The sequence below is a fragment of the uncultured Ruminococcus sp. genome (assembly GCF_947301925.1).
Lineage (GTDB): Bacteria > Bacillota > Clostridia > Oscillospirales > Ruminococcaceae > Ruminococcus.
The window spans coordinates 313,175-339,209 of the sequence record NZ_CAMYUE010000002.1; the positions used below are offsets into that span (position 1 = coordinate 313,175).

General features: G+C 50.2%; 22 protein-coding genes. 15 read left to right on the forward strand and 7 right to left on the reverse strand.

The window, feature by feature from the left end; translation table 11 throughout:
- Positions 1-66 precede the first annotated feature (66 nt).
- The 5 genes from Q0Y65_RS04820 (at position 67) to Q0Y65_RS04840 (ending at position 5,464) form a co-directional block, all read left to right on the forward strand.
- The gene (locus Q0Y65_RS04820; RefSeq protein WP_297957789.1) at positions 67-612 is read left to right on the forward strand and encodes a helix-turn-helix domain-containing protein; all 546 of its coding nucleotides are present in this window, start codon (positions 67-69) and stop codon (positions 610-612) included.
- A gap of 40 nt (positions 613-652) precedes the next feature.
- Positions 653-2,329, forward strand: a complete 1,677-nt coding sequence (locus Q0Y65_RS04825; RefSeq protein WP_297957791.1) for an AMP-binding protein — start codon at positions 653-655, stop codon at positions 2,327-2,329.
- A 123-nt stretch (positions 2,330-2,452) separates the two neighbouring features.
- Entirely contained in the window at positions 2,453-3,175 is a 723-nt protein-coding gene (locus Q0Y65_RS04830; protein WP_297957793.1) for a sigma-70 family RNA polymerase sigma factor, read from the forward strand.
- Positions 3,172-4,272: a hypothetical protein gene (locus Q0Y65_RS04835; RefSeq protein WP_297957794.1), complete on the forward strand. Its 1,101-nt coding sequence runs from the start codon at positions 3,172-3,174 to the stop codon at positions 4,270-4,272. The genes Q0Y65_RS04830 and Q0Y65_RS04835 overlap by 4 nt, the downstream gene beginning before the upstream one ends.
- Before the next feature lie 187 nt (positions 4,273-4,459).
- On the forward strand, positions 4,460-5,464 hold the full coding sequence (locus tag Q0Y65_RS04840) for a hypothetical protein (RefSeq protein ID WP_297957796.1): 1,005 nt from the start codon (positions 4,460-4,462) through the stop codon (positions 5,462-5,464).
- 218 nt (positions 5,465-5,682) lie between these two features.
- On the opposite strand, the gene Q0Y65_RS04845 is transcribed toward Q0Y65_RS04840, so the two are convergent.
- Together Q0Y65_RS04845 and Q0Y65_RS04850 are read right to left on the reverse strand one after the other, a co-directional pair.
- A complete protein-coding gene (locus Q0Y65_RS04845) occupies positions 5,683-6,528 on the reverse strand; it encodes a Rossmann-like and DUF2520 domain-containing protein (protein ID WP_297957798.1) in 846 nt (281 codons plus the stop codon).
- Between the two features lie 201 nt (positions 6,529-6,729).
- The gene (locus Q0Y65_RS04850) at positions 6,730-6,939 is read right to left on the reverse strand and encodes a hypothetical protein (RefSeq protein ID WP_297957800.1); all 210 of its coding nucleotides are present in this window, start codon (positions 6,937-6,939) and stop codon (positions 6,730-6,732) included.
- 270 nt (positions 6,940-7,209) lie between these two features.
- Here Q0Y65_RS04850 and Q0Y65_RS04855 point away from each other — a divergent pair, with 270 nt between their 5' ends.
- The 6 genes from Q0Y65_RS04855 to Q0Y65_RS04880 all read left to right on the forward strand — a co-directional run bounded on the left by Q0Y65_RS04855 (position 7,210) and on the right by Q0Y65_RS04880 (position 13,632).
- Positions 7,210-8,865, forward strand: a complete 1,656-nt coding sequence (locus Q0Y65_RS04855) for a biotin/lipoyl-binding protein (RefSeq protein ID WP_297957802.1) — start codon at positions 7,210-7,212, stop codon at positions 8,863-8,865.
- Positions 8,866-8,882: 17 nt separating this feature from the next.
- The gene (locus tag Q0Y65_RS04860; protein WP_297957803.1) at positions 8,883-9,617 is read left to right on the forward strand and encodes an ABC transporter ATP-binding protein; all 735 of its coding nucleotides are present in this window, start codon (positions 8,883-8,885) and stop codon (positions 9,615-9,617) included.
- A complete protein-coding gene (locus Q0Y65_RS04865; protein WP_297957805.1) occupies positions 9,583-10,845 on the forward strand; it encodes an ABC transporter permease in 1,263 nt (420 codons plus the stop codon). The genes Q0Y65_RS04860 and Q0Y65_RS04865 overlap by 35 nt, the downstream gene beginning before the upstream one ends.
- A 97-nt stretch (positions 10,846-10,942) precedes the next feature.
- A complete protein-coding gene (locus Q0Y65_RS04870; RefSeq protein WP_297957806.1) occupies positions 10,943-11,650 on the forward strand; it encodes a response regulator transcription factor in 708 nt (235 codons plus the stop codon).
- A complete protein-coding gene (locus tag Q0Y65_RS04875) occupies positions 11,631-12,854 on the forward strand; it encodes a sensor histidine kinase KdpD (protein WP_297957807.1) in 1,224 nt (407 codons plus the stop codon). The genes Q0Y65_RS04870 and Q0Y65_RS04875 overlap by 20 nt, the downstream gene beginning before the upstream one ends.
- Before the next feature lie 115 nt (positions 12,855-12,969).
- Positions 12,970-13,632 (forward strand): nitroreductase family protein, encoded by a 663-nt coding sequence (locus Q0Y65_RS04880; RefSeq protein ID WP_297957808.1) that lies wholly within the window; start codon positions 12,970-12,972, stop codon positions 13,630-13,632.
- 59 nt (positions 13,633-13,691) lie between these two features.
- On the opposite strand, the gene Q0Y65_RS04885 is transcribed toward Q0Y65_RS04880, so the two are convergent.
- Positions 13,692-16,349, reverse strand: a complete 2,658-nt coding sequence (locus Q0Y65_RS04885; RefSeq protein WP_297957811.1) for a CotH kinase family protein — start codon at positions 16,347-16,349, stop codon at positions 13,692-13,694.
- 364 nt (positions 16,350-16,713) lie between these two features.
- Here Q0Y65_RS04885 and Q0Y65_RS04890 point away from each other — a divergent pair, with 364 nt between their 5' ends.
- Genes Q0Y65_RS04890 through Q0Y65_RS04900 form a run of 3 tightly spaced genes read left to right on the forward strand, consistent with a single transcriptional unit; the run spans position 16,714 to position 19,429 of the window.
- Positions 16,714-18,303 carry a polysaccharide biosynthesis tyrosine autokinase gene (locus Q0Y65_RS04890; RefSeq protein WP_297957813.1) on the forward strand — a complete coding sequence of 530 codons (1,590 nt, stop codon included), beginning with the start codon at positions 16,714-16,716 and terminating at the stop codon, positions 18,301-18,303.
- Positions 18,296-18,970 carry a CpsB/CapC family capsule biosynthesis tyrosine phosphatase gene (locus Q0Y65_RS04895; protein ID WP_297957814.1) on the forward strand — a complete coding sequence of 225 codons (675 nt, stop codon included), beginning with the start codon at positions 18,296-18,298 and terminating at the stop codon, positions 18,968-18,970. Before Q0Y65_RS04890 ends, Q0Y65_RS04895 begins: the two co-directional genes overlap by 8 nt.
- A 12-nt stretch (positions 18,971-18,982) precedes the next feature.
- On the forward strand, positions 18,983-19,429 hold the full coding sequence (locus tag Q0Y65_RS04900) for a hypothetical protein (RefSeq protein ID WP_297957816.1): 447 nt from the start codon (positions 18,983-18,985) through the stop codon (positions 19,427-19,429).
- Between the two features lie 61 nt (positions 19,430-19,490).
- Here Q0Y65_RS04900 and Q0Y65_RS04905 read toward each other — a convergent pair whose 3' ends face one another.
- On the reverse strand, positions 19,491-19,634 hold the full coding sequence (locus Q0Y65_RS04905; protein WP_297957817.1) for a FeoB-associated Cys-rich membrane protein: 144 nt from the start codon (positions 19,632-19,634) through the stop codon (positions 19,491-19,493).
- Between the two features lie 3 nt (positions 19,635-19,637).
- Positions 19,638-21,983, reverse strand: coding sequence for a ferrous iron transport protein B (feoB, locus tag Q0Y65_RS04910; RefSeq protein WP_297957818.1), 2,346 nt, complete (start codon positions 21,981-21,983; stop codon positions 19,638-19,640).
- 539 nt (positions 21,984-22,522) lie between these two features.
- Between feoB and Q0Y65_RS04915 the strand changes: the two genes are divergently transcribed.
- Positions 22,523-24,574 carry a leucine-rich repeat protein gene (locus tag Q0Y65_RS04915; protein WP_297957820.1) on the forward strand — a complete coding sequence of 684 codons (2,052 nt, stop codon included), beginning with the start codon at positions 22,523-22,525 and terminating at the stop codon, positions 24,572-24,574.
- A gap of 80 nt (positions 24,575-24,654) precedes the next feature.
- Here Q0Y65_RS04915 and Q0Y65_RS04920 read toward each other — a convergent pair whose 3' ends face one another.
- A complete protein-coding gene (locus Q0Y65_RS04920; RefSeq protein WP_297957822.1) occupies positions 24,655-25,452 on the reverse strand; it encodes a trans-aconitate 2-methyltransferase in 798 nt (265 codons plus the stop codon).
- 104 nt (positions 25,453-25,556) lie between these two features.
- The gene (locus Q0Y65_RS04925) at positions 25,557-26,033 is read right to left on the reverse strand and encodes a hypothetical protein (protein WP_297957824.1); all 477 of its coding nucleotides are present in this window, start codon (positions 26,031-26,033) and stop codon (positions 25,557-25,559) included.
- Positions 26,034-26,035: the final 2 nt, after the last annotated feature.

Sequence of the window (26,035 nt, forward strand, 5' to 3'; positions counted from 1 at the left end):
AAATGTGCTATCATTAAAGTTATACAGTTTAAATGTATCAATATATTCTACAGAGGAGGTTACGCTATGGAAACCATTAATGAGATCGCAGCTCGTATCCGCGAACTGCGCGAAGTATGCGGCTACACACAGGAGCAGCTATCAGAGGAGCTGGGACTATCAGTGGAGCAGTACGCAGGCTATGAACAGAACGGTGATTTTCCTATCAGCGTCATCTATGAGATCGCAAACAAATTCGGAGTCGATTTCAATGAGCTCGTCACAGGCGAACCCAGCCGTATCGACACATTCCAGGTCGTCCGCCGCGGTAAGGGCAGAAGCATAAGCCGCTTTCCCGGATACCGTTTCAAGGATCTTGCTTTCCGTTATGCAGACAAGGTGATGCAGCCCCTTCTCGTAACTCTCGAACCCTCAGACGAGCCCGCAAAGCTTGTCTCACATTCAGGCCAGGAGTTCAACCTTGTCCTGAAGGGCAGTATCGCTGTGGTATTTGAAGATCAGGAGATCATACTCAACGAGGGCGATTCCATATACTTCAACCCCACATATCTCCACGGACAGCGCTGCGTCGGCGACAGCAAGGCAAGATTCCTCACCATGATCGCTGAATAAGACCGCTTGAACAAGCGTATACAAAGGAGTTATTTCAGAAATGCTTTTAGACCGTTATCTCCCTCGTATAGAATTCGATTCATACGAGGATTTCAAGGAAAATTACAGGGTAAATGTTCCCGAGAACTTCAACTTCGGCTGGGATATAGTTGACGAATGGGCTAAGCAGGAGCCCGAAAAGAAGGCTCTTGTATGGCTCAGCCACGACAAGCAGGAGCGCATCTTCACATTTACCGATATATCAAAGCTCTCAAATCAGACCTGCAACTATTTCCGCAGTCTCGGCCTCAAAAAGGGTGACGTTGTTCTCCTTATACTCCGCCGCCGCTGGGAATACTGGGTAATAGCAACAGCTCTCCATAAAATGGGAGTTATCCTTATCCCGGGCAATCTGCTCTTTACCACACACGATATCGCTTACCGCGGCAATATGGCAGGTATTTCCGCCATCATTGCCTGCGACGATGAATATATCCGCGGCCAGATCGACGGAGCGGCTCCCCAGATAGAGACTCTCCGCAAGAAGATAGCCGTTGCCGAGCCCCGCGAAGGCTGGGACTTCTTCGAGGACGAGATCGCAAAGTATCCCGATACCTTTGAGCGTCCCACAGGCGAGGAGGCCACAAAGGCCACGGACACAATGCTGATATACTTCACATCGGGCTCTACAGGTATGCCCAAGATGGTATGTCATAACTACGCACATCCCCTGGGGCATATCGTTACCGCCAAATACTGGCACCAGGTACAGGAGAACAAGCTCCATATGTCCATATCCGACTCAGGCTGGGCCAAGTTCGGCTGGGGCAAGATCTACGGACAGTGGATATGCGGCGCTATACAGTTCGCATACGACTTCACGGGCAGGTTCAACGCAAAAGATATCCTGGAGGTAATAAGTCACTACAAGCTGACCACCTTCTGCGCACCTCCCACCATGTACCGCTTCATGCTCCAGGAGGACATGACAAAGTACGACCTCTCCTCAATCCAGAACTTCTGCAACGCAGGCGAGCCCCTCAACCCCGAGGTATTCAACCGTATCTACGAGCTCACAGGCAAGAAGATGCGCGAGGGCTTCGGCCAGACAGAGGGCACCGTACTTATCGCAAACTTCCCCTGGATAGACCCCAAGCCCGGCTCAACAGGCAAGCCTTCTCCCCTTTACAATATCCACCTGCTCCGTGCAGACGGTACAGAGTGCGAGGACGGTGAAGAGGGCAGCATCATGGTATGCGGCATAGACAAGGAGCGTCCCACGGGACTCTTCTGCGGCTACTACAAGAACCCCGAGCTCACCGAGGCCGTTCTCGGCGGCGAGAACTACGACACAGGCGACGTTGCATGGCGCGATTCCAAGGGCTATTACTGGTTCGTGGGAAGAAACGATGATGTGATCAAGTGCTCAGGCTACCGTATAGGCCCCTTCGAGGTAGAGAGCGCTCTCCTCACACACCCTGCTGTTGTTGAATCCGCTATAACAGGCGCTCCCGATCCCATAAGAGGTCAGGTAGTAAAGGCCACAGTCGTTCTGGCCGAGGGCTACACTCCCTCACCCGAGCTCACAAAGGAGCTTCAGGATCATGTAAAGCATGAGACTGCGCCCTATAAGTATCCCCGTGTCATCGAGTACGTAGACGAGCTCCCCAAGACTCTGGGCGGCAAGATAAAGCGTGCTCAGATACGTCATCAGGACGAGGAGAACTCAGCAAAATAACACATAAGCAAATTCATCGCCCGTCCGCAGAAATGGTCGGGCGATTTTTGCAAAAAAACAACGGGATACCCCGTTTATTATTAATAGTATCCGTAATCTATAAGTACAATGGGGGTGGCATATATGAATTCTGATGCGCATCAAATCATATCCCAGGTCTATAAGGCAAAAACAGACAGCCACGCGGCAGATGAGCTCATCTCTGCTTATATGCCGTTCATAAAGTCGGAAACAGCCAGATTTATCAACCGTCCTCCCGACAAGAGCGACGACGAGCTCAGCATCGCCATGTTCGCCTTTTACGAAGCTATACAGAACTATTCCAAGCTTCGCGGATCATTCCTGAAATTTGCGGCACTGCAGATAAGGAACCGCCTGATAGATAACTACCGAAAAGAAAAGAAAAACAAAGGACAGATATCTCTCGACGTTTCAGATGACGAAAAAACAGACCTGAAAGATACTATCCGTGACGAACACGACGTATATGAAGAAAACGAGCTCCGCGAGGCCACAAAGCAGGAGATCGCCGAGCTGACTGCGCAGATGCAGGACTTCGGCGTTTCCATGAGCGACGTCGCAGACAATTCCCCCCGTCAGAAGCGTACTCTCGAAAGCTGTCAGAAGGCTGTACGCTATGCAAGAAACAATCCCGATATCCTTGAGGAATTCCTCAGGACCAAACGTGTCCCGCTGGCCAGACTTGCCGAGGGAGCAGATGTGGAGAGAAAAACTCTCGAAAGGCACAGACGCTACCTGGTGGCGGTGCTGCTCATATGCACCAACGGCTACGAGATAATGCGCGGACACATCATGCAGGTACTTAAAGGTGGTGAGAAAACATGAAATATATAGTTATGGAATGTAATAAGGGTTTCGCAGTCCTTATGGACGAGGAATCCCGCTTTGTCAAGGCTGCCGATCTGCGCTATGAGGTGGGTCAGACAGTAACCGATCCCGTACTCATGGAAGAGGAGTCAGGCAGAGCAGGTAAAATAACTTTTCATGTGGGCCGCGCGATCGCAGTCGCAGCCTGTCTTGTACTCATGGTATCAGCCGGTTCGATATACTATTCAAGGAACCTCAAGCCTCATTCAACAATCGTTATCTCATCGGACGCTAATATCAGACTGGATCTCAATAAAAAGGGCAAGGTCCTCCATATAAGATGTGAGGACAGTCTCGGCAGGGAGATACTGAAGGACTACAACGGCAAGGGCAAGGATATGCTCACCGTTGCAAACGAGATACTGGAGCTTGAAAAGGAAAAGGGCGTCATATCAGACGGCGACACGGTAAACTTCTATATAGAGTCGGATAATTCCGGAGACTTCAATACCTATAAATCCGATGTGGAGCACGGTATCGCTGATATCAATGTAAATGTACGCGGACTTGACAGATCCGCCCCCGAACCTCCAAAGAACGGCGAAAAGTCTGCTGCTCCCGCAAAGCCCGGAGCTGAAAAACCGGATCCTGCAAAGAACGATACAAAGCCCGACGCTCCCAAGCCTCCCGCAAACGGCGAGAAGGTGCCGGAGCCTCCGGCTCCTCCCGCAGCTGCCGATCCTCCTGCTCCTCCGAATGGCGAGGTAAAGCCGGCGGAAGTAAACGATCCGCCCGCTCCGCCTGAACCGGCAGTAACACCGGAGCCTCCCAAGGAGGAGATAAAGCCCGGCAATAACAATGCGGAGCCTCCCAAGCCCGACGACGGAGTTGAGCCTCCAAAGCCCGAGGATCACCCTGCGGCAGTTCCGCCGAAGCACGATCCGAAAGCACTGCTGCCTGTGGGAGAGCACTTCCCAGACGCAGCTCTCATTGCGGACGAAGCACATATAGCTGTTCTTGCAGAGGAACCTGCTGAAAATATAACAGGGAAAGATGAAACGGAGCCTGCTCCGGTTCCACCTCCCTCTCCCCTTCCCCCGAGAAAACATGAATAAATATAGAGAAAGTACAGGACGCACGTAAGCGTCCTGTATTTTTTTATACCCTCTGAAATATTTTTCAAAAATATTTTTGTGATACCCCTTTTTTTGTATTGGAACTCCGTAAACTGTTAATGTAACACAAAACAAGTGTTAAACTCCCGAAGAGGAGTGTAATAAATAAGTAAAGGAGTAATCAATCATGAAAAGCAAAAAGCAAATTCTCGCTGCAATCGCTGCTATGTCTGTTCTCTCATCTGTAGCAGGACTTAACACATTTGCTGCAAACGAGAAAACAGAAGAGACAGCTGTAACAGTTGCAGCTGAGGAAACAGCAGAAGCTGTTGAGGAAGTTACCGACGACGCTGAAGCTGTAGATGCTGAGGCACCTGCTCCCGCTGAAGAAGACGGCGAGAAGCCCGAGCCCCCTGCACCGCCCGTAGCTCCCGAGGACGGCGAGCTCCCTGAGCCCCCCGCTCCTGTTGAAGGCGAAGAGGCTGAAAAGCCCGCTAAGCCCATCGTTATCGATGTAACAGATCTCCTCGATCAGATCCGTGACTTCATCGACGCTAACAAGATCGATATCCTCACAGACGATATCATCGAGAACTGGGACAACATCAAGAAGGTTGACGTTCACTTCGATACAAACGAGAAGCCCGAGGCTCCCGTAGCTGAGGACGGCGAAGAGGCTGAGAAGCCCGCTAAGCCCGTTAACCCCAATGTAATCAATGTAACAGATCTCTTCAATAACTTCCGCGGTCTTATCGACATCAACGACCTTGACTTCGTAACAGACGAGCTCAAGGAGCAGATCGATAACGTTAAGGACGTTAATGTACACTTCCACTTCGCTAAGGCTGAAGGCGAGAAGCCTGAGCCGCCCGTTCCGCCTGTAGCTATCGAAGACGGCGAGAAGCCCGAGCCTCCTGCTCCTCCTGTAGCTATCGAAGACGGCGAGAAGCCTGAGCCTCCGGCACCTCCTGTAGCTCCCGAGGACGGCGAGAAGCCCGAGCCCCCTGCTCCTCCTGTAGCTCCTGCTGACGGTGAGAGACCTGAGCCTCCTGCTCCTCCTGTAGCTCCCGAGGCACCCAAGGGTCCTGCTCACGAGCACCTTGGCCCCAAGGAGAGAGAAGCTCTCAAGGCTGCACAGGCTGAAGCTGAAGCTGCATCTGAGACAGCAGCTGAGACTGAAGTAAGCGACTGATCGCTTATTCATAATATAATTGCTCTTTCCCCAAAAGGGATTCCCCATAGAGCAGTTTCATTTCCATCCAATCCCCTTTTACCCCTTTAACACTGCACTCCCGTAACGGTGCAGTATTACAGCAACTTTAAAGGCGCCGCAGAAGCCCGTTCTTGCGGCGCTCTTTTTTTGCCATGGCAACAAAAAACCTGAGCAATGGATTGCTCAGGTTTTTTTCATCATTTCAGTATCTTTTTCATTTCCGTATAATCACTGTAGGGGTGCTTATACTGCGCTATCTCCACCAGTCTGCGCGAGATCGCCTTGTACATATCCCTGTCAGTGCCCTGCTCGATAGACTCCGCGTGTCTGCGGACGGTTATGATATCGTTGCGCTCCACGGGCCCTTTAAGAGCCTCCGCTGGTCCCACGGCAAGAATGCTCCTTACGTTGCTCATGATAATCGGTTCAAGAGCGTCAAGAGCCTCCTTGTCGGTAAAGCCGCATTTTTCCATGAGCGAAAGGCCCATAGCCGCAAGTCCGCAGGCCATCTCGCTTGAAATGGCGCAGGCTGCATGGTATTCCTTCTTCTGGCTGCCTGCTATAAGCCTTGTGCGGTTGCCCATATCCTCCAGAAGCTTCTGCCATTCCGCCGCCGCAGCTTCATCGCCCTCTATACAGAAGAAGGCCTTGTGGAGCTCCTTGAAGGAATCATATTTGCTGCTTATGGGAAACAGCGGGTGTACCGAGCATATCCTCGCTCCGTATTTTCTTGCGTCGGGAAAGGCCTCGGCAGCCGAAAGAGCTCCGCTGCAGTGGCATATCAGCTTTCCGCCTATGCCCGTTCCCCTTATCCGGTGATAAACCTCCGTAATGGCGCTGTCAGGCACCACGATGAATATGGTATCGCAGGCTTTCACAAGCTCGGAAACTTCCGTGAACAGCTGCGTACCAGTGAATTTTGCTGCCTCCGCAGAGGACTGCACGTTGCGGCAGTAATACCCCGCGACCTCAAGGCCGTTCCCTGCGAAGTACCTGCCCAGGGAAAATCCCACTTTCCCCGCACCGATAAAACCTATTTTCATTTTAATATCCTCCCGTAACCGAAAATGTTACTTATAAGCTAAGTATATCACATTTTTCCAGTTCTTACAAGAAATTTGATACTGTTTTTCGCAAAATAATGACATACAATACATTTTTTTCGTCACCGTCCGCAATTTTTTCAGAGTAAATACAATAAAGCCGCCTTCCAAATGGAAGGCGGCCTGCTTTACATATTATAGTCAGTTCCTGCCTGCGCGTTCACGCTGCATCATGCGGCGCTGACGCTCGGCCTCTTCTCTCTGAGCGGTGCGCTCCTGGCCTCTCCTGATCTGCTCGCTGTAGTACGCATCGTTGTCCACTGCCTTTTTCTTGTGTACTGCAAGGATTATAACCAGCAGTATCAGCAGAACTACCGCCGCAGCAATTATTATGAGTCCCGTCATCGACATGACCGATCTACCTCCTTATGATTAGTGTGACGTAATACTATACTTAAATTTTACCACGATACGGGGCAGGTTTCAACTCGGAAAAACGCCGAAATCAAGCCCTCTGCATTGTATACTTTGCACAGTGGCGCTCCCCGCCGCCGCAGGAGTTCCCTGTCACCTGTTAACGATAATTAATATTATCATTAAGAAATCTTAAGCTTTCATGAAGCCGGAATACAGGATTATGTCGTATAATCATATCATCAAATACAAACGGAGGGATATTGAATGGGAAAAAATAAAAAGAAAGCTGCTGTAATATGCCTTGCCGGCATTGCCGCATTATCAGTTGGCGGACTCGCAGTATACAACGCCTTCGGCTCAACTACCGAAACGGCTGCTGCACCGCATACCGCAGCCATAGAGAGAATGGACATTAAGCAGTCCGTTACCGTTTCCGGCACCGTAAAGAGCAGCGAAAGCTCAGAGCTGAAAAGCAGCGCGGTCAATACCAAGGTGAAGAAGTTAAACGTGAAGGTTGGCGACAGAGTCAAAAAGGGCGATATCGTAGCCGTACTTGACGATTCCGACCTGCAGGGACAGCTGGAGGCTGCGGAGAAACAGCTTCAGAACATAAAGGCCAGAAACGATATCGAGCTCAGCTCCGCAAAACGTATGTATGACAGCGCTGTTGCGGAAAAGGCCGAGAAAACCGAGAGAAGCAATCAGATACTCTCGGCTGCGAAGGAGAACTACGACAAGGCTGTCAGCGAAAGGAATGAGGCCGCAGGAAGCTACGATGAAGCGGTAAACAACAGGATAGAGATGTCAGACCTGCTCCAGCAGGCTATGGAGGAAGCGGAAGCTGCCGCCGCCGAAGCCAATGAGCTGAAGACGGCTGCCGATAATGCAAAGGCTGAGTACAAGTCGCTGAAGGCAGAATACGACCTGATCTCGGCGGACAGCAGCGCTGCTCCCGAGGACATAGCCGCCGCAAAGGAGAGATGCGACGCGGCAGCAGCCCTTTCGGCAGAGGCAGACGACGCTCTCACCGACGCCAAGGCAGCAGCAAAGTCCCTTGCAGACGCAGCGGCAAAGTATTCCACGGAGCTCTCATCGGCTGTGCTCGACGAAAAGGAGACCAGGGCGGAGCTCTCATCGGCAGGCAAATATGTGGATCAGGCAAAATCAGAGATCACCAGCGCTTCGTACTCCAAGACAGATACAGACGAGGCCTATGCAGGAGACGTTGCAGCCAAGGCCGACTCCCTGAAGACGGCAGGCCTCTCCGCAGAGGATAGTCTCAGCGAATCCCAGCGCCAGATAGATCAGCTGAAGCGCAGCATAGAGAGCTGTACAGTAAAGGCCGACTGCGACGGCGTCATCACTGCCGTTAATGTCAAAGAGGGCGATGTCTATATGGGCGACGCCATTGCAGTTATCCAGGACGACAGCAGCTTCATGATATCGGCTGCGGCAGATCAGTACGATATCGGCAAGCTGAAAAAGGATCAGCCCGTAGAGATAACCATAAACGCTGTCAGCCGCGACGCCATGAAGGGGTCCCTCAGCTTTGTGGCCCCCACACCCAACGCACCTACATATTCCGCAGACGGCACTCTCTCAGGCAGCACCGAATACGCACTTGAAGCGGATTTCAGCAGCCAGCCCGAGGGCCTGCGCATAGGCATGACCGCAAGGCTCAGCATTATCACAGGAGAAAAGGACGGCGCTCTTGCAGTTCCCGATAACTGCATATTCACCGACGCTGACGGCATCAGCTACATCACCGTTTCGGGTGACGGCAAGGAAGAGAAGAAGATCGCCGTTGAGCGAGGCATCTGCAACGATTACTATACAGAGATTATCAGCCCCGAGATATCCGAGGATATGAAGGTCATAGTACCCGAAGAAGACAACAGCGGTTCAAGCGTATTCTATTGATGATGCGGAGGTGTACTATGAACAGCAGCAAGGTCATTGACCTCAGAAAGATATACAAGCGATTCTATGTGGGCACTCCCAACGAGCTGGAGATACTCCACGGCATAGACCTTACCGTGAACAGGGGCGAATTCGTCTCCATAGTGGGAGCCTCGGGCTCGGGCAAATCCACTCTCATGAATATCATCGGCGCTCTGGACAGGCCTACCTTGGGGGAATACAACCTCAACGGCATAGATATATGCTCGGCAAAGGACGGAGAGCTCTCCCATATACGCAACAAGCAGATAGGCTTCGTGTTCCAGACCTACAACCTTATCCCCAGGAACACGGCTCTGAAGAATGTGGAGCTTCCTATGATGTACGCGGGCATAAGCAGCCACAAGCGCAGAAAACGCGCCGAAGAGCTCCTCGAAATGGTGGGCATGGGCGACAGGATAAAGCATACCCCCGACGAGCTTTCGGGCGGCCAGAAACAGCGCGTCGCCATAGCAAGGGCTCTTGCCAACGAGCCCTCCATAATACTTGCGGACGAGCCCACAGGAGCTCTTGACTCCTCTACGGGACGCATGATAATGGATCTGTTCCACAAGCTCCACCGCGAAAGAGGCATAACCATAATCCTCATTACACACTCAAACGAGCTGGCCGAGGAGACCGGGAGGATACTCACTCTCATGGACGGAAGGATAATATCTGAAAGGAGGGGCGGCGCTTATGCTGAAGGACAACATACTCCTTGCGCTCAGTGAGCTGAAGGCCAATAAAATGCGCTCGCTGCTGACTATGCTCGGCATAGTCATAGGTATAGCCGCCGTTATCTCCATAATGATACTGGGCGACGGCATGAAGCGCTATACCGTGGACGTCATGAGCAGCCCCGAATCCAGAAGGGTCTACTTCTTCATTATCCAGAACGCCCAGGAAGATATATACGATGACGCGAAATACGATGAAAGCGTAAGGGAAATGAGACGGTCGGACTACTTCTCGTCAAAGACCTTCGACAAGCTTCAGGAAAGCTTTTCCGACAGGCTCGAAGGCATTTCTCTGGACCGCGATCTCGGACAGATGAAGGTGGGCAGCGAAAGCATAAACGTATGCGGCGTTAATCCTACCGCTCTTTCGCTTAAAGGTGAGATAAAGGTCATCGCAGGCAGGGGCATCAGCAGCGACGAATACAACAAGGGCAAAGCTGTTGTGATCATCCCAGAAAAGAAGGCAAAGTCATTGTACGGCAGCGTTGAGAACGCACTGGGAAGATCTCTCGAGTGCAAGAAGAACAACGAGCTCAACTGCTATACCGTTGTAGGTGTTTACCACAAGGAAAAGGAATCCATGATGCAGGATATGCTTTTCGGCTCCTCGGGAGAGCCTGCATTTGTCCCCTATGCAAACGCCGCCACAGTAGCTGTCACTGACGACTGTTTCTACTCTTTCTCGGCTGTGGCAAAGCAGGACACCGATCTCAACGGGCTTGCAGAGGACCTGAAGAAAAGCATCAACAACAGCTTCTACAAGGACAACGACGCATATAAGGCAGATGTTCTGGTGCTGGAGGACGCACTGAAATCTGTGGGACAGATAATCAGCCTCATGAAGCTGGTGCTCATGGCTATCGCGGCCATCTCCCTCATAGTCGGCGGTATAGGCGTTATGAACATCATGGTGGTATCCATAACCGAGCGTACCCGCGAGATAGGCACAAGAAAGGCTCTGGGCGCTACCAACGGCAATATCCGCACACAGTTCCTCATCGAGGCTATAATAATCTGCATGATAGGAAGCGCTGTGGGAGTAGGTCTGGGACTGCTTCTCGGCAAGTTCATGAGCAGCCTCATGGGGATACAGGGCGTGGCTACCCTCGGCACCATTGCAATAAGCGTAAGCTTCTCAATGATATTCGGCGTGTTCTTCGGCTTCTACCCTGCAAGCAAGGCTGCAAAGATGAATCCCATCGACGCCCTGAGATACGAATGATGTCTTATTGCAAAACCACTGCTTACATGATATAATTATAGAGGTCACTTTCAAAGTGGCCTCATTCTGACATTTTTACGGAAGTGAGGAAAGCTATATGGCTTACAGGATACTCATTGCCGAGGACGACGCCGATATCCAGGAGGTCCTCAGGCTCTACCTTGTCAATTCGGGCTTTGAGGTAATAAGCGCCTACGACGGCGCCGAGGCTTACGAAACTCTCATGGCTGAGTCGCCTGATCTGGCGCTGATAGATATAATGATGCCCGAGATGAACGGCTACGAGCTTACAAAAAAGATCAGGGAGACCAGCAATATCCCCATTATCATTGTCTCTGCCATGAATGCGGACAGCGACAAGATCCTTGGCCTCGATATCGGTGCGGACGACTATATAACCAAGCCCTTCAATCCTCTGGAGGTCATTGCACGCATACAGTCAAATCTACGCAGGAAATACAAGCTGGACGCAAACTCTCCCGTCGGCAGAAGCGGCGATATGCTCTGCGTGGGCGAGCTGAAACTGGATCAGAAGAAGTTCCTGCTGTACAAGAACGACGAGGAGATATTCCTCACCCCCACCGAATTCAAGATACTGTCGCTCTTCATGGAAAAGCCGGGCATGGTGTTCACGAAATCCCAGATATACGAGCGTATAAACGGCGATTTCTACGAGACCGACGACAACACCATGATGGTGCACATCTCAAAGCTCCGCGAAAAGCTGGGCGACAACAGCAAATCTCCTACCTACATAAAAACTGTGAGAGGACTGGGATATAAAATTGAAGCTCCGAAAAAATAAAAAGCCGAAAAGCAGTCTGAAGGTTTATGTTCTGGGAAATCTGGGACTAATGCTTGCAGTTATACTGTTTTTTATAGATATGCTGAATATTTCCATTGAAGTGCTTGCAGGCAGAAAGCTTAAAGAAATATACCTGAAATACTACCCCGAAAGCTCTGTTTCCGAGGCATCTGATTATGCAAAGACATATCTCGAAGGACTAAACGAATATGATCCCGACCATAAAGAAATGGAAAAGGAAATAAATTACTATATTGCGAAATTCAGTTCGTGGGCAACTATATCCCTTTATATCGTAGTCATAGTGATAATATTCATATTTGGAGTAAAGATCATTAAGCGTATATCCAAAGAACTTAAAAAGCTGGATACGGCTCTTGAGAATTTTTCCCGAAGTGCTGCTGCAAACAACGAAATATCCGAGATCAATTCCGATATCAAGGAATTCAACAACATCTGCACCAGCTATAACAGACTGGTCACCAGACTGAAGGAGAGCGAAAATGAACGTACACAGCTGGAATCCGAGCAGCGCCGCATGATAGCCGATATCTCCCACGATATCAGAACTCCCATAACCGTTATGCAGGGCTATGCAAAGGCTATCAGCGACAATATGGTGGACGAGGAGACAAAGCAGAAATACCTTGACAGCATATGCCGCAAATCCGAGACCGTTGCAGAGCTGGTCAGCACTCTCCACGAGTACAGCAAGCTGGAGCACCCCGACTTCGACTTCAATATGGAGGAGGGCGATATATGCGAATACTTCAGGAGCTATCTTGCCATGAAGTATCAGGATCTGGATCTGGCAGGCTTCTTCCTTGAAGCCGATATCCCCGAGGAGAAAATGCCATTCTCCTTCGATCACAAGCAGCTCAACCGCGTTTTTGAGAACCTTATCATCAATTCCTTCAGACATAACTCCGCAGGCACCACCATATACACCGAGATAAGAAATACGGAAGGCGGCATCATCATAAGGATAGGCGACAACGGAAAGGGCATACCCAAAGAGCTTAGGGAGACTATATTCGATCCCTTCGTGGTGGGCAACAAGTCCCGTACAGGCGCCAAGAGCTCCGGTCTGGGACTGGCCATAAGCCGCAAGATAGTGGAGGCTCATAACGGTACGATAGCCCTCATAGACGATGAGAGCGGCAGAATGAACACGCTCTATGAGATAGTGCTGCACAGGGCATGATACAGCCGCGCCTCCGAAGCAAAAAACAACAGAAATATATCACATTTATATTGCATTATCAGTGAAAATGTGGTAAAATGATAAAAAATGCAGTTTTGCAGAAGAGAGGCGTTTTATGAACATCAAGGAAGCAATAAGTACAAGGCACAGTGTAAGGCAGTACCTCCCAAAGCCCATTTCTCAGGAGCACAGGGATCAGCTCAATGAACTGGTGGAATCCTGCCGCAAGGAAAGCGGTCTGAATTTCCAGATGATCTATGACGAGCCGATGTGCTTCAATTCATTTCTTGCTCATTACGGCAAGTTCACCAACGTGAAGAATTATATTGCTGTTGTGGGAAAGAAATCGCTGGAAAACATGGAGGAGCTGGGCGGCTACTACGGTGAAAAAATAGTCCTGGCCGCACAGCAGATGGGACTGAATACCTGCTGGGTAGGAGGTACCTACGGCAAGCGCAAGCAGAAGGCCGAGATAGGTCCCGATGAAAAGCTGATATGCGTTATCGCCATAGGCTACGGCGCCAACGAGGGCAACAAGCACAGGTCAAAGCCCGTGGAGAAGCTCTGCGATATCAAGGGCTCGGATATGCCCCAGTGGTTCAGGAACGGCCTTATCGCTGCAATGATGGCTCCCACTGCGCTGAATCAGCAGAAGTTCTTCGTGACGCTTGACGGAGACGAGCCCGTTATCACCACCAAGGGCGGTATGATGACAAAAATAGACCTCGGCATCGTAAAGTATAATTTCGAGGCGGCTTCGGGACATAAGTGTAAATAACTTAATGAAATATCAAAAACGGACTGTTGGGGGAGCTACCCTTCACAGTCCGTTTTTTACTATTTATCCCCTGAAAGGCCGATCACCTTTCTTCTCAGCGACGATACATCAAGGGAATCAACTTCCTCGTCGCCGTTCATATCTGAATTATCATAGCTCTGAGCCCTGTCCGCCTCCGCAAGACCTGCGGCTCCGATAATATACCTCTGGAGCATTACAAGATCCGCAACGCCTACGGCTCCGTCAAGGTTGACGTCGCCTGCAACAGGAGCCTTGCGCACGAAGCTGCACCTGAGCTCTGCGGTATCCTGCATGGTGACGGTGACCGTCTCCTCCGACGAGTTCACCGCTCCCGTCCAGCCTGCGAATTCATAACCATTATGGGGAACCGCCGTGAGTGTGACCTTGTCTCCTCTGCCGAAGCCTCCCGACCACATACCGTCAACAAAGCTGACGCTGCTGCCGTTGCAGCTGACCGAGCCGCCCTCCGAGGCGATAACGGTACAGTACAGCATATCGCTGCTTATGCCGAGATACTCTCTCATGAACTTCATGGCGTACTGCGGACGGTTCCTGAAGAAGTCCTTCATCACGCCCAGTTCCTTGGAGTAATACGCCGCCTCATCGGAAGCAAAGCCGCTGTAGTCCTTTCTTGGAGTACCGCTGTTCCAGCGCCAGGCCATCATGACCATATACGGCATATATCTCTGCTCCTGTTCGCTTATGAGGTCAACCATCTTCTGCGGCTCATAAACATTTGTGGCAAAGGCCGAGAACATAGCCGCAAACTTGTTCCTGAAGCCCTCGTTTGCCAGCATTGCCTTGAATATGGATGAGGGCATATCAGCTGTGGCTTCGTCCATTTTGCGGAAGGAATCATGTGCATAGCCCTGCACACCGCCGAAGCTATCATAGGTTATGCCTGCGGAATAGTCAAGGTCGAAGGTGCCGAAGCGCCATTTGCCGTCGCTGTAGGCATTGCCCTCTATGGGCTCGCCGTTGTTCTTCCACATAAGGTAATTATAGTTCGGCCAGTCCCATGTGCCAAGGTAAAGACCTGCGCAGTAGTGCATTATCATGCTGTCAACGTCTATCCGTGAGGCTGCATACTCATAGGCCTCCGCATTGCTGAGGTCGTGGCTCATGCAGTATTCATCCAGCTCCAGCAGAGCGTCGTATTCGGATTCGGGTCCCTCCTCCAGCTCGCCGTTCTTGATGATGGAGACGTTCCCGGCAGGAACGCCGTAATTCGACTGTATATAGTAATCGGAGCACTTCTCCATTATCTCGTACATTCCCCACAGCTCGCCGTCTATGAAAAGCATACATCTTTTGCTGTCATAGGAGGCAAGATCGTCCAGCTTTTTCAGCGGATCGTTAACTGCCAGCTCCCGCATACGGTCCACCCAGCCAACTGCACGGAGACTGAAGGAATCATACTTCTTTATGAGCTTTCCGTCATCTGCGGAGTAATTATCTTCAAGCAGAGTATAGTTCAGCTTTGAATCGCCGTACTCGCTCCTTGCGTACACATTGAAGCTCTTGGACTGGCTGTTGCGTGTGGAAGCGCCCTTTATCCTTATGCCCATATCCTGTGAAAAGCCAAGGCTGCCGTTCTCGAAAAGGGTTATATTCGCAGGTCTCTCCCACGCCCTGCCCTTTGAGAAGAAGTTGGCCACATTGGTGGTATCCCACTCGCTCCTGAATGCGCGGGGGTCGTTTTTCCTCCATTCAAGGAACTGGTTGCCGCAGACATATATGCCCTTGTCGGGATCAAAGAGGTTATCGGGATCCGTCACCATTGACACCACGGGGATATCGGAATAATAAGCCAGCTTGTCCTCGGGCATGACAAAGTAGGTGTTTGTGGTCACCGAACTGAAGGTGCCGTCTGCGGATCTTGCCGCCGCGCGTACCACCGTGACCTTGTCGAACAGTGAGGAACTGGCCCTGTAATTGGTGGACAGGATAATGGACTGCGCTGTATTGTCGTGCTGATAGCGGCTGTATACATTGGGGTCCGAGCTTCTGTCGTACATGGGGATAGCTCCCGTATAGACCTGTGCGGTATCCGATGTGGTAGGGTCTGAGCTGTCCAGGGTATAGTATATTGTATCCTCCGCACTGAGAGTCAGCTCAAGCCCCTGCTGTGCGGCATAGAAGCCGGACTGCATTGAGAATACGGGCTCGGCAACTGCCTGAGCATTTGCAGCACCGGGAGTAGGTCTCATTTTGCCGAAGGTACTTCCGCCGTCGGGTATCCTGCCGTAGGTCTCGTCCTCCTTCAGCGCAGGTATATCCACCCTATCCGCAAGGCTGCCGTCGGGATAATACAGTGCCAGTGTTTCTCCGCTCTTGCTGAGGGCAAAGCCTGTGTGGAGCTCTCCTTCCGCGGAGGGATCCTTTGAAGCCGCAAGGACTATCCTCTCCCCTCTGCCCAGCACGGTGCCTTCGGGGAAAACAAATGCAGGAGGAGAAGCAGGATCGTCGGAAATGCCGTAACCGCCCATATCCATATCGCTTCCACCGATGTTTATTAGCTCTATCCAGTCCGATGCCTTTCCGTAGCTGTCGGTATAAGATGTCTTGTTCTGTGTGCACACCTCATTTATCAGCAGGCCGCCGCTTTCCGCGTGTACTGAAGGGACTGCGATAATGAGAGATGACGCTGATGCCGCTGCACAGACAGCAGCCGCGATCTTTTTCAGGATGTACATGGAATTACCCCTCTCTGCTGTACGCTGAAATTTCTTTATCTATGACCATTATAGCATATACATGGCGTAAAATCAACGAAAAACCGCTGTCCTGAACCACGAAATATCAGCTTTGCAATTGTTTATCATGAACAATCAGCGGCTGTGAAAAATGTCACTTCTCACATGATAAATTAACTCATGATGAATTGAGATATATTATTACTTTATAAACCACCTGCAATCTACCATATGTATATTGCACCTTTTCTATTACAGCAGACAAAAAACATTTTCATATATTCACTAACGTTATTGACTTTGCATTGGCTATATGTTATAATTTTATTTATAATGGATATGTATGCCTCAGGAGTTATTCCATGTGCCGTCCGAACGGTGGGAAGGACACACAGATGAGCTTTCATACGCAGAGGTATACTGTAAGGGGAAAAGATTCGATTTTAAACGAAAGGATACCACTAAGATGAACAACACCTACACCATCAAGGACCTGATAGACCTTCTGCTGAGCCGCATATGGATCATCATAATCGCAATGATCCTCGGAGGCGCAGCCGCATTCGGCGTGTCAAAGTTCCTGCTGCCTCTGGAGTATTCCTCACATATCTCCATGTACGTCCAGAGCTATACGGGCATATCCGAAAACAACAATAACGTTAACAATATAAGCAACTCAAAGCAGCTTGTAAATACATATATGGAGGTGCTCAAGGACGACGCGGTCATGAACGCCGTAGGCGATAAGCTCGTCACTCAGTTCGATGACAGCACTCTTTCCGAGAGTTTCTCACTGTCTGACGGAAAAATATCCCCTGCTTCCATAAGGAACTGCCTTTCCATCAGCTCCGTCACCGATACCTCTGCGGTAAAGGTGGTTGCCACAGCAAAGGATCCCGAGGTCGCCGCCGCAATATGCAACGATCTTACCTCCGTAGCTCCCGCATATGTGGAGGAGGCTGTAGGCGTAGGCTCCATCAATACCATAGATACCGCAAAGATCTACAACAGCCCTGTTGCTCCCAACACTAAGAAGAACACCGCTCTCGGCATTGCGGCCGCTCTTATGCTGACGGTGATGATAATATTCGTTATCGATTACTTCGACAACACAGTAAAGGAGCCCGACGCTATCGGAAGCCGCTTCTCCAAGCCCATAATAGGCACCATAGAGCAGTACGGCGATACCAAGAAAAAGAGCAGAAAGAAATCGGATCATGACAGCAGGATGCTGCTCTCAGACTCGAAGATGCCCTTCAACGTGTCCGAAAGCTACAGATCCATCCGTACCAACCTTCTCTTTGCCCTCGGCACCTCAGAGAAGAAGATCGTGGCTATATCAAGTCCCAACCCATCGGAGGGAAAATCCACAACAGCAGCAAATATCGCTATCGCCCTTGCACAGACTGAAAGCAAGGTGCTCCTCATAGACGCTGATATGAGAAAGCCCGTTCAGCACAAGACATTCAAGTGCAAGAACGCCGAGGGACTTTCCACTCTTATAATAAAGAAGTCAACTCCCGCAAAATCAGTAAAGACCAATGTCGTCAAGGGACTTGACCTTCTCCCCTCCGGGCCTACTCCGCCCAATCCTTCAGAGCTTCTTGCCTCTGAGCAGTTCTCACAGCTGCTGGATCAGTTCGCAGAAAACTATGATTATATCATAATAGATACACCTCCCGTAAACGTGGTGAGCGACGCTATGGTAATGAAGGACTGCATAAACGGTATCCTTCTCATACTCAGATACGGTCTGACCACCAACGAGGAGATCTCGAACTGCATGAAGCAGATCGAGCTTGCGGATACGAATATGCTGGGCTTCGTCCTCAACGAGGTCAGCAACAAGCGCCGCAGCCCCTACTACAAGTCAAAGTACGGCTACAAGTACAAGGAATACGGCTACGGCCAGCAGCCCGCCGACAAGAAGAACGAAGAAGTGAAAAATGACTGAGTATCACTGCCATATACTCCCGAACATTGACGACGGCTCCCGAAGCGTGGAGATGTCGCTGGAAATGATAAAAGCTATGAGAGCTCAGGGCGTGAGCCGCATAGTGGCAACTCCTCATTTCTACGCCCACAGGGAAAAGAGCGTGGCCGCCTTTCTGAAAAAGCGCAGAGCCGCTCTGGAAAAGCTGGTAAAGGCCGATCCCTCCTGCTCGGATATACTCACGGGTGCAGAGGTCTCCGTGGAACAGGGACTCAGCAGTCTTGCAGACGTGGAAAAGCTGCGTATCGCCAATACGGATTATATCCTGCTGGAGCTCCCCTATGCTCCCTTCTCCAACCGTTTCCTCGAGGAGATAAACGAGATCGCCTGCGGCTTCGGCCTGAAGCCCGTACTGGCACATATCCACCGCTATCTCAGCTTCTACAGCAGGTCTGAGATGGAGGAGGTGCTCAGAACAGACGCTGTATTGCAGTTCAACAACGAGGCATTCGGCAGCTTCAGGGAGAAGCGCTTCGTCAAGTCCCTCATAAAGGAGGGCTACCCCTATGTTTTCGGCAGCGACGCCCATAATCTCACCGACAGGCGCCCCAACTGGGATCTGCTGTGCAAAAAGGCAAAGCAGGAGGTCATCGACGGCGCCGAGGATATACTGGGACAAGATAAATAAAGGAAGATCACTATGAGCTACAATTTCTACGGCTGGGAGACAGCCGATGTACCGCCTGTAAATGATGAATTCCGCTCCATATCCGACCCGAGAGCTTTGTATGACGCCCTTTCGCAGATATGGTGCCGGTATACCTGCGCACCCAGGCTCCGCGAGAAATGGAGCAGTGACAATATGACTCTGGGACAGTGCTCCATAACCGCATTCCTGGTGCAGGACATATTCGGCGGTGAGGTATACGGTGTACTGCGCAGCGGCGGCAACTACCACTGCTATAACGTGGCGGGAGACAAAGTGTTCGATCTCACCAGTGAGCAGTTCGGAGATGAAAAGCTCTGCTACGAGAACAATCCTCAGCAGTTCCGCGAGGTGCATTTCGCCAAGGAAGAAAAGCTGGAGCGTTACAAGTACCTCAGAGCTGAGCTTGAAAAGCTCATAGCCGATAATAATAACGGCTGATATAAGCCGTAATACGAAGAAAAGCCCGAAGGCAGCCGCAATGGCCGCTTTCGGGCTTGTTTTATCTGTTCTGCTGTTTTTTATTGCAGCCTGCGCATTTGCCGCAGTCTCCGCCGCAGCTGCCGCGGTTCCTGATAACGTACCTGACAGCAAGACACATCGCCCCCGCTATCAGCAGCAGGACTATTATATCAATGACATTCATGGCTCACACTCCGATAAGCAGAAGAACGGCACGTATAACAAGTGTTGCGGCCCATGCGACTCCGCACTGCCATACCACCTCCGCAAGCGCCCATTTCTTTCCCAGCTCGCGCTTTACGGCAGCTATGGTAGCTACACAAGGCGTATAGAGCAGAGAGAACACCAGCAGGCAGGCTGCGGAAAGCGATGACATTGAGGCGGTAACATCGCCCTCGTAGAGTATCTTCAGTGTGGAAACCACGCTCTCCTTTGCCATGAATCCGCTGATAAGGGCTGTGAGTATGCGCCAGTCCCCAAGGCCTATGGGCTTCATTACGGGAGCAAAGAAGCCTGCAACTCCCGCAAGTATGCTGTCCTCGGCATTATCCACCATATTCAGCTTGAAATCGAAGCTCTGGAGGAACCACACAACGACAGTAGCTATGAGTATTACGGAAAAGGCTCTCTGTAAGAAGTCCTTAGCCTTTTCCCACAGCAGCTGCACTACGTTGCCGATGGCAGGCAGACGATAGTTTGGGAGTTCCATTACAAATGGCACCGCCTCGCCGCGGAAAAGCGTTCCCTTGAATATGTAGGCGGCGATAATTCCCGAGACTATGCCCAGCAGATAGAGCCCTATCATTATGAGTCCGCCCCTTTTGGGGAAGAAGGCGTTCACAAAGAATGCGTATATGGGCAGCTTAGCGGTACAGCTCATGAAGGGCGTAAGGAGTATGGTCATTTTTCGGTCACGGCCGCTGGGAAGGGTCCTTGTGGACATTACCGCAGGCACCGAGCAGCCGAAGCCTATAAGAAGGGGTACTATGCTTCGTCCCGAAAGGCCCACCTTTCTCAGCAGCTTGTCCATGAAGAAGGCGACTCTGGCAATATAGCCGCTGTCCTCAAGAAGCGACAGGAAGAAGAAAAGGGTGACTATAACGGGCAGGAAGCTGATAACGCTTCCCACTCCCGCGAATATACCGTCTATAACAAGGTCGTGTATCACAGAATTGACGCTGGCATTTGTCAGTGCTCTGTCGGTAATCTCCGTTATCTTATCAACTCCCGTTTCACACAGTCCCTGAAGAAATGCGCCGATAACGTTGAAGGTCAGGAAGAATACCAGCCCCATTATAAGTATGAATGAGGGTATGGCCGTATACTTTCCCGTGAGGAATTTGTCGATGCGGCGGCTGCGGATATGCTCGCGGCTCTCCGCAGGTTTTTTTACGGTATCGTCGCAGAGCCTGTGTATGAAGCTGAAACGCATATCCGCTATGGCGGCGCTTCTGTCGAGGCCGCGCTCCTTCTCCATCTGGGATACGATGTGCTCAACTGTTTCGAGCTCGTTCCCGTCAAGCTCAAGCTTGTCTATGACCAGCTTGTCGTTCTCTATGACCTTTCCAGTTACGAACCTCAGAGGCATACCCGTTTTCTCGGCGTGATCCTCGATCAGGTGGGATATTCCGTGAAGGCAGCGGTGTACAGCTCCGCCCTTTTCGTTCTTGGCACAGAAATCGTAGCGGAGGGGCTTCTCCTGATAATAGGCTATATGCACAGCGTGCTCCACAAGCTCCTCAATGCCCTTGTTCTTGGCAGCGGAAATAGGCACAACAGGCACTCCCAGACGTCTTTCCATCTGGTTGATGTCAATGCTTCCGCCGTTTGAGGTAAGCTCGTCCATCATATTCAGGGCGACTACCATGGGTATGTCCATTTCAAGGAGCTGCATGGTGAGATACAGGTTCCTCTCTATATTTGTGACATCGACTATATTGATTATGGCGTGGGGCTTTTCCTCCAGCACGAAATTACGGGAGACGATCTCCTCGCTGCTGTACGGCGACATGGAGTATATACCCGGCAGATCGGTGATAAGAGTATCGGGATAGCCCTTTATGGCGCCGTCCTTGCGGTCAACGGTAACTCCCGGAAAGTTGCCGACGTGCTGCTTTGAGCCTGTAAGCCTGTTGAACAGGGTAGTCTTGCCGCAGTTCTGATTTCCCACCAGTGCAAAGCGTATGACAGTCCCCTTCTCCAGAGGCTCGCCGTCGTCCTTTGCGTGGAAGCGTCCGCCCTCGCCGAAGCCGGGATGATCGGATCTGTGATGTCTGTGAACTTTTTGTTCCGCCGCTTTCTTAGCAGCGATGGGACAGACTGTTATCTGCTCTGCGTCAGCCAGCCTGAGAGTCAGCTCATAGCCGTGGAGCCTCAGCTCCATGGGATCGCCCATAGGCGCATACTTGACCAGGGTGACCTCCTCGCCGGGGATAAGTCCCATATCGAGAAAATGCTGCCTGAGAGCTCCGCTTCCGCCGACGCTCTCCACCCTGACAGTCTCGCCTATCTTTACATTCCTTAGAGTATCCATAATATACCGTTACGCTCCTTCTTAGCATAAGCTAACGTAATTATATCACAAAGGATACATCAAGTCAACCGTTAGTCTATGAGATTTTTTTGACCTGAAAGAAGTTTTTTTGTGTTTTATGTTACGCTGTGATTTTATACAACGATAGTATAAAGTGCAGGATCTTGTGATAACTGCTCTCAAAAAGCAGTTATTTTATCATGGAAAGCTTTTCCGCCGAAAGCCAGGGAGCTTTTAGTTAAATATAATTTGTTTACAAACTGTTACTTGGCAAACTTTAATAATTATTTATGACCTCAATGGCAATTATTATCCAATCAGTAGATTTGTAATAAAAAAACCCTCAAAGCCCTTGATTTTATTTCGATACGGTGTATAATGTTTACAGATTGTACATTCTAAATATTCACACACTACATATTGTTAAAACCATAACTATGTTTCTGCGGGTTTTTGAATATTATATCCGCGGACATCTCACCCGAAACTGTATACAGTAAAACAAATAACAAGAAAAACACTGAACCGGAGGAAAAACAATGAAGATAAACAACAAAACAACCGCTGTCCTGGTCTCCGCTGTATCAGCATTATCGGCTCTGTCGGTACTTGCTCCCGTACAGCTCAGCGCAGGCGCGGCAGACTTAAAAAAGATAAACGTGAATGCCGTAAAGAACACTGAGTTCAATATAGACAAATACAACCCCGCTCTGGATTTCGGACGCAGAAACGGCTGCGGCAAGGATCAGAAGAACGATTACTACGATTTTCTCGTTATGGAGACTGAGATAAACGATCTCTTTGCAGCTCAGGGCTATCCCGACAGAAAGCTCGCCTGCAATGCGGTGACTCTTTCCGACGATGCGCAGAAAGCAGGTCTCACCCCCTATGACCTGGACCTCACCAAGGACGGTCACCTCTCCCCCGAGGACTACTGCATCTACCTCAGAGCTATCAGCAAGGACTATAACGTAACATTAAATAAAGGCGACTCAGCTGCCGAGATCACAGCCTACAAGGGCAAGAATACCGACGAGCTGGTAGTGCCCGCTTCTGTCTATGATGACGATTACGCTGTGATACTTCCCGTTATGGGCATTGCTTCCAACGCTTTCTCATCATGCACAAATCTCCATACGCTCTACCTCAGCGATTACCGTCAGGCAAACTGGATCAACTGCATAGGCCAGCCCATGAACCCCGATCACAAGATCATGGCAAGCACTTATCTCAATATCCGGGAAGGCGCTTTCACGGGCTGCGATCAGCTCTCAGAGGTATATTTCCCCCAGAACCTCGTAATGACCAATGATTTCTGGCCTGTTGACGGTTTTTCGGGAACTCCCTTCAGCAAGGACCCCGAGCACTGCTTCAACCGTCTGGGCGTGTACTACTATAAGGACTGCGATACAGAGTCGCCTAAGATCGTTGCCTTCAACACAGACGACCGTATATACGACTACGGCACCGAGATCGCATTCATTCCCGGAACAACATCTATCAACAACAAGTTCTTTGAGTCATTCTATTATTCAAAAAATGATATCGAAAATGTTGTTATCCCCTTCTCCGTGAAGTATATCGGCTTTGAGGCCTTCGCAGGAGCTGAGAACCTTTCCGCCGTAAACGGCGTCAGCTTCTCCGGTCTTGACAGCAGAATACAGGACACTGTCATAAAGTTCGTCAATGCCTTCAACCGCACTCCCTTCATGGCCGAGGAGACCCAGAACAAGCTGGACGACATAATCGCCGAGCTTGCAAAGGACGGTATCACAAAGAATTCTCCCGAGGCCGACAAGGAGCTTGCAGCTGCAAAGGCAGTAGTAAAGAGGGTAACCTACTCCAGCTATACCACAGGCAGAAGCTTCTCACTCTACCCCGACGGATTATACAATACAATCGACTTCAGCCGTGCAAACTATGCTTCCGAGCACGCAGGCCTCAACACAGGCTTTACCGAGTGCGGCGGAATCGCAGCTACATATTCGCTGTTACTCGATATGCTTGACGTAAAGAATTACCGCGTAGGCGGAGACGAGCACTCCTTCAACGTTGTAAATATCAACGGTTCATGGCGCGCAAGCGACCTTTCTGGAACCTGCGGAAATACAAACTACCTGATTGCAGCAGATCCTTCTCTTGACCGTGCAGAAGCTGCCGAGGCATATGCAGACAGCCTGACATCAGCTGATATAAACAGCGACCTCATGCGTGTGGGCGCTAATCTCTACGGAGAGCCCTCTTTCAGCTTATTTGAGGCTTCAAAGGATAAGCAGTTCACCGATGAGGAAAATGCATACTACTTCGTTCTCGATGACACCGACCGTTCAAAGCTCCGCGTATACTGCTATACAGGCGAGGACGGAAATACCTCGGCACCGAACGAGATCAACGACAGACTGGCAAAGTTCAGCGACAACACTGTTACAGCAATAGAGCTCAGAAGCGGACTTCAGCAGGTAGGAAACATTGTTTACTTCATAAATGACTATTCAGGCACAATGCAGCAAACCGACAACTTCATGAAATATGAAGACCTGAAGAAAGCAGGTCATAAATTCGATGACTGGTCATACAGCTATAAAAAGTAAGCTATCCCCATAAGTACAATACCTATACAGAAAAGCTCCCGAAAGCAGTATATGCTGACGGGAGCTTTTCCTTGTGTATTTCAGGGCTTTCTTGCAAGCTGAAGATCCATGGTATCGGATATGGTCAATATGCCGCCGTGAGCGTTTATGGCTTCTCTTATCCCAGCGAAGAACTTGCCCCTGACGGTCTTTTCAATGGCAATGTGGTCGGAATAGGTACTCAGCAGCAGCAGGTATTCATCTGCCGTAAAGCTGCGCTCCCGTCTGAAAAGGCGGCAGCGTATATCCTCAAAGCCGTATCTGCCTGCTATTTTCGCGACGGCCTCGGCCTCCTCCTGTGAATACCCGGCAAACGCGCCGCGTTCCCTCTTATAGTAAGGGTAGTAGTATTCATCGTAGAGCCTCTCTATATCCGCTGCAAGCGCACTGTTGTCCCTGCACGGGAAGGGGTGATTTGCAAAACGCGCAAAGGCTCCGCCGGGGCTGAGCATGGAATATACCTTCCTATAGCCTGTCTCCTCGGGGATCCAGTGGAAGGCCGTGGCCGAAAACACAAGATCATAGGCGTTTTCTTCGGTCTTTACGTCTTCAAACCTGCCTGTTATGACTTCAAGTCCGTCATACCCGCGGTATTTCTCTTTCAGCAGCGCGGAAAGATTACCGCCCCATTCTATGGCTGTGAGCTTACAGCCTCTGTCCAGCAGCGGCTTTGTAGCCTGTCCGCTTCCGCTGCCCACCTCAGCCACACGGCTGTCCGCACCTATGTCAATATAGGCGAATATGGCCTGATAGAGCCCGTCCGCATACCCCGGACGCATTTTGTCATATAACGCGGATTCACTGTCAAAAGTCTCTGCAAGTCCGTTTACTGATGCCATTGCATATATACCTCCCTTGTCTCAGATCTGTACAGGTCTCTATTATAAACCGTGTAGCAGAAAATGTCAATAAAAAAGGTCGGGCAGTTGTCCGACCTTCGGTATTATAAATTGCTTAATGCCTCCGATATGCTGTATATCTGTTCATGATCCGCATATACAAGCACACCAAGATCATTCTTCATTTTATAAACGAAATCCTTATATGCGCAAAGACTTTTTTCCGCAAATTCTTTAAAAGGAATGCTGCACCTTTTTGACACCGCTCCGTTTCCGACAGTAAACAGGCACATTCCGTTTTTTATCAGTTCAATGCCCGCCTTTAACGGCTGATCGGGAAAAAGGAATTCTGCTTTTCCGTTTGTCAGACAGTCATGCAGCATGGTGATAATATATGCCCATAACTGATCGACAAGATCCCAGTGCCGAAGTCCGATTATTTCCTCAGACCAGTAACTCATGGTTATTGCTCCTTCAATATAATCCTCATCGATCCTTCCATAAAGATTTTTCAGTTTTTTCTCGTCTTCAACATCTATAAAGTCATCATTATACTTCAAAAAAGTCTTGATTTCAATCATAA

Bases quoted from the DNA above. Each gene is read 5' to 3' on its own strand.
- Q0Y65_RS04820 (WP_297957789.1), top strand. From the start codon at position 67: ATGGAAACCATTAATGAGATCGCAGCTCGTATCCGCGAACTGCGCGAA.
- Q0Y65_RS04825 (WP_297957791.1), top strand. From the start codon at position 653: ATGCTTTTAGACCGTTATCTCCCTCGTATAGAATTCGATTCATACGAG.
- Q0Y65_RS04830 (WP_297957793.1), top strand. From the start codon at position 2,453: ATGAATTCTGATGCGCATCAAATCATATCCCAGGTCTATAAGGCAAAA.
- Q0Y65_RS04835 (WP_297957794.1), top strand. From the start codon at position 3,172: ATGAAATATATAGTTATGGAATGTAATAAGGGTTTCGCAGTCCTTATG.
- Q0Y65_RS04840 (WP_297957796.1), top strand. From the start codon at position 4,460: ATGAAAAGCAAAAAGCAAATTCTCGCTGCAATCGCTGCTATGTCTGTT.
- Q0Y65_RS04845 (WP_297957798.1), bottom strand. From the start codon at position 6,528: ATGAAAATAGGTTTTATCGGTGCGGGGAAAGTGGGATTTTCCCTGGGC.
- Q0Y65_RS04850 (WP_297957800.1), bottom strand. From the start codon at position 6,939: ATGTCGATGACGGGACTCATAATAATTGCTGCGGCGGTAGTTCTGCTG.
- Q0Y65_RS04855 (WP_297957802.1), top strand. From the start codon at position 7,210: ATGGGAAAAAATAAAAAGAAAGCTGCTGTAATATGCCTTGCCGGCATT.
- Q0Y65_RS04860 (WP_297957803.1), top strand. From the start codon at position 8,883: ATGAACAGCAGCAAGGTCATTGACCTCAGAAAGATATACAAGCGATTC.
- Q0Y65_RS04865 (WP_297957805.1), top strand. From the start codon at position 9,583: ATGCTGAAGGACAACATACTCCTTGCGCTCAGTGAGCTGAAGGCCAAT.
- Q0Y65_RS04870 (WP_297957806.1), top strand. From the start codon at position 10,943: ATGGCTTACAGGATACTCATTGCCGAGGACGACGCCGATATCCAGGAG.
- Q0Y65_RS04880 (WP_297957808.1), top strand. From the start codon at position 12,970: ATGAACATCAAGGAAGCAATAAGTACAAGGCACAGTGTAAGGCAGTAC.
- Q0Y65_RS04885 (WP_297957811.1), bottom strand. From the start codon at position 16,349: ATGTACATCCTGAAAAAGATCGCGGCTGCTGTCTGTGCAGCGGCATCA.
- Q0Y65_RS04895 (WP_297957814.1), top strand. From the start codon at position 18,296: ATGACTGAGTATCACTGCCATATACTCCCGAACATTGACGACGGCTCC.
- Q0Y65_RS04900 (WP_297957816.1), top strand. From the start codon at position 18,983: ATGAGCTACAATTTCTACGGCTGGGAGACAGCCGATGTACCGCCTGTA.
- Q0Y65_RS04905 (WP_297957817.1), bottom strand. From the start codon at position 19,634: ATGAATGTCATTGATATAATAGTCCTGCTGCTGATAGCGGGGGCGATG.
- feoB (WP_297957818.1), bottom strand. From the start codon at position 21,983: ATGGATACTCTAAGGAATGTAAAGATAGGCGAGACTGTCAGGGTGGAG.
- Q0Y65_RS04915 (WP_297957820.1), top strand. From the start codon at position 22,523: ATGAAGATAAACAACAAAACAACCGCTGTCCTGGTCTCCGCTGTATCA.
- Q0Y65_RS04920 (WP_297957822.1), bottom strand. From the start codon at position 25,452: ATGGCATCAGTAAACGGACTTGCAGAGACTTTTGACAGTGAATCCGCG.
- Q0Y65_RS04925 (WP_297957824.1), bottom strand. From the start codon at position 26,033: ATGATTGAAATCAAGACTTTTTTGAAGTATAATGATGACTTTATAGAT.